This is a genomic window from endosymbiont of Lamellibrachia barhami (genome assembly GCF_011947365.2).
Classification (GTDB): domain Bacteria; phylum Pseudomonadota; class Gammaproteobacteria; order Chromatiales; family Chromatiaceae; genus QGON01.
Map to the genome: position 1 here is coordinate 1,804,700 of NZ_JAAVSH020000001.1, position 6,000 is coordinate 1,810,699.

Consider the following 6,000-nt stretch of genomic DNA (forward strand, 5'->3'; position numbering starts at 1 on the left):
CGGGTCCCCATCAGGCTAGGCGATACACCCACCTAAATCAAGGATTTCGATTCTCAAGACGTCATACACAGACATCCTACAAAGACAATCTTTTCACGCCCTGCTGCAAGGGGTAGAGTGCCGATTTTTCCATGTAGAGATAGCCTATCAAATGAAAAGGATCAGCCAGTCGATCGCCGAAACACTCTCCGTCAGGCAGGCCCAGGTCGATGCCACAATCCAACTGCTGGATGAGGGCGCTACTGTCCCTTTCATCGCCCGCTACCGCAAAGAGGCCACCGGCGGCCTCGACGATGCCCAGTTGCGCACCCTGTTTGAGCGTCTCGGTTATCTGCGTGAACTCGAGGCACGCCGGGAGACCATCCTCTCAAGCATCGAGGAGCAGGAAAAACTCACGCCGGAACTGAAGCGTGACATCCTGGAAGCCGACACCAAAACCCGGCTGGAAGACCTCTATCTGCCCTATAAGCCGAAGCGCCGTACCAAGGCACAGATTGCGCGGGAGGCGGGACTGGAGCCACTGGCACTCTCACTGTTGCAAGACCCCAGCCTGTCACCGGAACAAGCAGCAACTGAATTCATCGATGTGGACAAAGACATCGGGGAGACCAAGGCCGCCCTGGACGGCGCCCGGCAGATTCTCATGGAACGCTTCGCAGAGGATGCTTCCCTGATCGGCCGGCTGAGAGAGTATATGCGCGATAATGGCCAGCTAAGCGCTGCCGTCGTCTCCGGAAAAGAGCAGGAAGGCGCCAAATTCTCCGACTATTTTGAATATAGTGAGGCGATCAGCAAAATCCCCTCCCACCGTGCCCTGGCACTATTCCGGGGGCGCAATGAAGGCGTACTGAGTCTAACCCTTTCGGTTGCAGAGAATCCTGGCGGTGGCCAGCCCTGCGAAGGCATGATCTCCAAGGCCAACTCCATCAGTCAGCAATCCAGAGCCGCCGATGACTGGCTGTTGGAGACGGTGCGCTGGGCCTGGCGGGTGAAGATCTCCCTCCGCCTCGAACTGGAACTGCTCTCCGCACTGCGGGAACGGGCGGAAGAAGAGGCGATCCGGGTCTTCGCCAGCAACCTTCACGACCTGCTGCTGGCCGCACCTGCCGGCCCCCACATCACTATCGGCCTGGATCCCGGCCTGCGCACCGGCGTCAAGGTGGCAGTGGTGGACAGCACCGGCAAAGTACTGGGGACCGATACCATCTATCCTCATGTCCCGCAGAGAAAATGGGATCACGCCATGGCCCGGCTTGCGGCATTGGCCCAACGGCACAGAGCCGAACTGGTGGCAATAGGCAACAGCACTGCCTCACGGGAGACCGACAAACTGGCGGCGGAACTGATGCAGAGGCATCCAGAGCTGAAACTGCAGAAACTGATGGTCAGCGAAGCAGGCGCCTCTGTCTACTCCGCTTCGGCACTCGCCTCACAGGAATTGCCCGGCATGGATGTCTCCCTGCGCGGTGCGGTTTCCATCGCGCGTCGCCTGCAGGATCCGTTGGCGGAACTGGTCAAGATCGATCCCAAATCGATCGGCGTCGGCCAATATCAGCACGACGTAAACCAGGGGCGTCTGCTCCGGTCCCTCGAAGCCGTGGTGGAAGACTGTGTCAACGCTGTGGGCGTCGACGTCAACACCGCTTCCGCTCCCCTGCTGGCGCAGGTATCCGGCCTCAGCAACACCCTGGCACAGAACATCGTCAGCTTTCGCGACGAGCATGGCGCCTTCGACAGTCGTAAGATGTTGAAACAGGTACCGCGGCTCGGCCCCAAGACCTACGAACAGGCTGCCGGGTTCATGCGCGTGATGAACGGCAGCAACCCGCTGGATCGCTCATCGGTACACCCGGAGTCCTATCCGATAGTAAAAAAGATCATCGAGGAGAGCGGCTGCCGCATCGAAAATCTGCTGGGCAACCGCGATGAACTCAAAGCACTGCAACCGGCAAATTTCATCACCGAGAAATTTGGCCTGCCCACGGTTATAGACATCATCAGGGAACTGGAAAAACCGGGCCGCGACCCCCGCCCCGATTTCAAGACCGCCAGCTTCAAAGAGGGGGTGGAGAGCCTGCAGGATCTGAAACCCGAAATGATCCTGGAAGGCATCATCACCAACGTCACCAACTTCGGCGCTTTCGTGGACATAGGCGTCCACCAGGATGGACTGGTGCATATCTCCAACCTCTCCAACAAATTCGTCAAGGATCCCCGGGAGGTGGTAAAAGCCGGTGACCTGGTGAAAGTAAAGGTACTGGAGGTGGACATCCCCCGCCGCCGCATCGGCCTCACCCTGCGTCTTGATGACAAAGCCGAACGCAAACCGGTGGCAAAACAGCGTCAGGAGATGGCGCATAAACCCCATAAAAAACCCGCTCAGGCGCCAATTGGGAACAGTTTGGCCGCTGCTTTCGCCAAGGCACACAAGGACTGATCCCTCTGCATATTTTTAGGCGGGTATCGCTTTCTTGGTTTTTTCAACAAATACGGCTATGGTTGTATGCGTCAACACTATGTCCAATCCCAGAAAACAATAAGCCTCATGCAGTTTCAACGAACAGCTTAAATAGATCCTGTAGTGCGGAAGAAATGGGTTTAAGGAAATCTTCGATTTTATTTTGCTGGTCCCATCGAAACGAGAGGAAGTTCCCATGAAAAAACAGTTTTTGTTGAGTTGCTGCATCGCGGCAGGGTTAGGTATAGCCAATATCCAGACAGCAGCCGCCTTCAATTTTGGCGACGCGATGAGTCCGAATAAATGGATGAGTCCCAACAAGTGGATGAACAATAACAACAATAAAAATAACGACTACAGGGACGAACGGCGGGATTATGATGATCGTGATTACGGTTACGACAGAGGCCCCAACCAAGGGTATGGCGCTCCTCGGGGCCAGGGCTCCTATCCGGGTCAACAGGGTAATTACGCAGATCCACGACAAGGTGGTTATCAGGGACAGCCACCCCAGGGCATGCCAGGCGGCCAAGGTTATGGAGGGGCACCCCAAGCCGGCGCAGGGACTCATCAATTCAGACCGCAGCCTCAAACCCAGGGCGCGGCCCCTGCCGGAGGGGTACAGGCGCCTCAAGCCGCACCAGCCCAAGGTGCGGGCTACCCACCCGCGGGAGGTTACTACCCACCACCCAGAGGATATGCACCCGGTTATGGCACACAGCCCTACGGCGCGCCTTACCCGAGGTACTAGCCTGAACAGCTGATCGTGCAGGTAGGTATCGAAAAAGCCATGATGTAGGTCGGGTTAGCGATAGCGTAACCCGACAAGCCTTTGATTTTGTTGGGTTACGCTGCGCTAACCCAACCTACACTTAGCTTTGCACTTCGCAGTGAATTTCGGGTTGCAGAATTCCGGGGAGATAAAGAGGGAGATAAAGGGGAGGAGATAAAGGGAGATAAAGGGAGATAAAGGGGACGCTACCCTTTAATTATCAGCCGTACAAAGTTATCATAAGGAATGCCAAGATTAGCCCGAACAGTATTCCCTGGAATCCCGCACCACATTACGCAACGTGGAAACCGTCGAGAAGATGTATTTTTTTCAGCGGACGACCGAATACGCTATCTGGATTGGTTGAAAGAGTACACCGAAAAACATCAGGTAGATGTATTGGCATATTGTTTGATGACAAACCACATTCACCTCGTGCTAGTCCCTACAACAGAAGATGGATTGCAATCAGTATTAAAACCCCTGCACATGCGCTATGCGCAGCATATTAACCGGAGCCAAAGCTGGAAAGGACATTTGTGGCAGGGTCGGTTTTTTTCATCCGCACTAGATGAAATCTACACATGGGCAGCAATACGTTACGTTGAACTCAATCCAGTACGAGCCAGAATGAATCGAAAAGCAGAAAAATACCCTTGGTCTAGCGCAGCTGGGCATTGCGGCCTGAAAGAAGATTTACTTATTTGTAGAAAAGCAGACTGGCAAAAACAATTTGAAGCAATAGGAAACTGGTCGCAGTGGTTGGCAGAAGGTGATAATGAGGTTGAGTTAAATCATTTGAGGCGAAATGCAGATAAAGGTCTACCCTGCGGACTAGAACCATTTATCTCCAGGCTGGAGAAGTTGTCTGGGCGATCATTACGATTCAAGCCTCAGGGTCGACCAAGGATTGAGAGTTAAAGGGTAACGTCCCCTTTTTCTCTAGTGTAGCAGGAATTGGGAGACCAGGGAGCGGGGCTAGGGGTCGGAGTCGACCCAGCTACGCAGTGACGTCACTGCCTTCGCTCTAAATTGACACTGTGCCGCTCCCAGACAGACTCGCTCTCGACTCTGTCCCTGGAGGGCTGGGCGGGGCCTGACAGACCAGGGGTCGGAGTCGATTCTGCTACGCAGTGACGTCACTGCCTTTGCTCCGATTTCACACTGTGCCACTCCCAGACAAACTCGCTCTCGACTCCGACCCCTGAAATACACTAAAACGGATCAGGAGCACTGCTCTTTTTCGGCGTGCGCTTTTCCGGCATCGTGGGTTTGAATCGCCCCGTTTCAAGATCACGCAACAGATCCTGACAGGCCTTGAGGCGGGTGGGTTTCAGACGCTTGCCCTGCATGGCTATCAGCTCAACGGAATGATGCGCAGGCAGCTTTGCCAGCAGGGTAAAGGTGACTGCATCGTCAGTCGTATGGAAAGACTCTTTGATCTCCGGCCTTATGTTCCATTGCTGCGCCAGCCGCTTACGGATTTCCCGTTTGAGTCGTTCAGGATCACTCTGTTTGCGTTCAGAGGGGAACAGACTGCTGGAGAAGTGGGCGAAAAGCCTGTCGGTAGCGATTGCCAGTAACTGTTGTTCTTTCTGCACCTTCATATCCCACAACAGGCAGCAGTAGGCTGTATAGTGCTGCATCTCTAGCTCTGTATGCGTCAGCCACCCGGCATCAGCCTGGCGCTTTATGGCGTCATACAGGCCACTCTGTTGCGAGACAGCGGTGAGCAGTTCGGGGTTCTCCCGCAACTGTCGCCAGAAAAAGAGCTGGGTTTCGGCATCGTCCATGTGCCGACCTTCGAGGTAGCTGAAGAAACGCTCACGCAACAGGCCTTCCCCGCGCATAAAGGCGATTTGCAGATAGGCCGGTAATTCGTTGTCGTTGGCGCCGGGCCAGCGAAAGGCGCGGTGAAAGCGGGTGGTGATATAGGCAGAGAGAGGGGAGATGATCTGCCTGAGTTGTTTTGCCATGCGGTGTTTCCTGACCTTATGGTGTGTGGGTGGGGTCGGAGTCGAATCAGCTACGAAGCAATCCCACCTGCATCGCTACAATTTCACTTCATGCTGCTCCCCGGCAACCTCGCTCTCGACTCCGACCCCTGAGCCAAGGAGATAGTAATTGATGGAGCGGACGACGGGATTCGAACCCGCGCTACCCGGGGGCAACCGGAATGTCGGGCTCTGAAGGCCCGCGTGCTACCGTTACACTACGCCCGCGTTAATGTGATTTATACCACCGAAACCGGTAACTGTCAGATCAGGTCGCGACTACTACAAATTATTGCGTGTCTGGGCCGATCTGCGTAAAACAGGTTTTTCCAGTGCCATTTTTCTCTGACCCGGTTTTCGCATTTTCACTAACCCTACGAACCAGTAACACTGATATGACAGACCAGCCTGACACAGAAGCCAACAATGAACCGCTGTTCACCCCGGTTGAGGCCCGTATTCTAGGCGTGTTGATGGAGAAACAGCGGACCACGCCGGACAATTATCCGCTCACCCTCAACGCACTGGTACAGGCCTGCAACCAGAAGACCAGCCGCAACCCATTGATACGAGCTGACTGACGCAGGGGTTGGCCACGCCGTCAACCTGCTGCTACGGGACGAACTGATCCGTTCGAGCTTCCCACGGCCAGGCGGGCGCTATGAACAGAAACAGCGAGCATCGCAGGCAGTCGGGAGGAACAGGCGTGCTCTGTGTCCTGCTGTTGCAGACCCAGACTCTGGTGAGCTGCGTACCCATGGAACAATACGTAATGA

5 protein-coding genes are annotated in these 6,000 nt (G+C 55.1%); 4 read left to right on the top strand and 1 reads right to left on the bottom strand.

Going from position 1 to position 6,000, the window contains the following annotated elements; all coding sequences use genetic code 11:
* Positions 1-151 precede the first annotated feature (151 nt).
* The 3 genes from G9Q73_RS08085 (at position 152) to G9Q73_RS08095 (ending at position 4,151) form a co-directional block, all read left to right on the top strand.
* Positions 152-2,437, top strand: a complete 2,286-nt coding sequence (locus G9Q73_RS08085; RefSeq protein ID WP_177419330.1) for a Tex family protein — start codon at positions 152-154, stop codon at positions 2,435-2,437.
* A 217-nt stretch (positions 2,438-2,654) separates the two neighbouring features.
* A complete protein-coding gene (locus tag G9Q73_RS08090) occupies positions 2,655-3,209 on the top strand; it encodes a hypothetical protein (protein ID WP_177419331.1) in 555 nt (184 codons plus the stop codon).
* A gap of 267 nt (positions 3,210-3,476) precedes the next feature.
* Positions 3,477-4,151, top strand: a complete 675-nt coding sequence (locus G9Q73_RS08095; protein WP_177419332.1) for a transposase — start codon at positions 3,477-3,479, stop codon at positions 4,149-4,151.
* 293 nt (positions 4,152-4,444) lie between these two features.
* Here the strand turns inward: G9Q73_RS08095 and G9Q73_RS08100 are convergent, their stop codons facing one another.
* A complete protein-coding gene (locus G9Q73_RS08100; RefSeq protein ID WP_177419333.1) occupies positions 4,445-5,206 on the bottom strand; it encodes a hypothetical protein in 762 nt (253 codons plus the stop codon).
* A 413-nt stretch (positions 5,207-5,619) separates the two neighbouring features.
* On the opposite strand from G9Q73_RS08100, the gene G9Q73_RS08105 reads away from it, so the two are divergent.
* Positions 5,620-5,805, top strand: a complete 186-nt coding sequence (locus G9Q73_RS08105) for a DUF480 domain-containing protein (protein WP_177419334.1) — start codon at positions 5,620-5,622, stop codon at positions 5,803-5,805.
* Positions 5,806-6,000 lie beyond the last annotated feature (195 nt).

What these genes read in the sequence shown, in the direction of transcription:
- G9Q73_RS08090 (WP_177419331.1), top strand. Translation starts at nt 2,655, where the DNA reads ATGAAAAAACAGTTTTTGTTGAGTTGCTGCATCGCGGCAGGGTTAGGT.
- G9Q73_RS08105 (WP_177419334.1), top strand. Translation starts at nt 5,620, where the DNA reads ATGACAGACCAGCCTGACACAGAAGCCAACAATGAACCGCTGTTCACC.
- G9Q73_RS08100 (WP_177419333.1), bottom strand. Translation starts at nt 5,206, where the DNA reads ATGGCAAAACAACTCAGGCAGATCATCTCCCCTCTCTCTGCCTATATC.
- G9Q73_RS08085 (WP_177419330.1), top strand. Translation starts at nt 152, where the DNA reads ATGAAAAGGATCAGCCAGTCGATCGCCGAAACACTCTCCGTCAGGCAG.
- G9Q73_RS08095 (WP_177419332.1), top strand. Translation starts at nt 3,477, where the DNA reads ATGCCAAGATTAGCCCGAACAGTATTCCCTGGAATCCCGCACCACATT.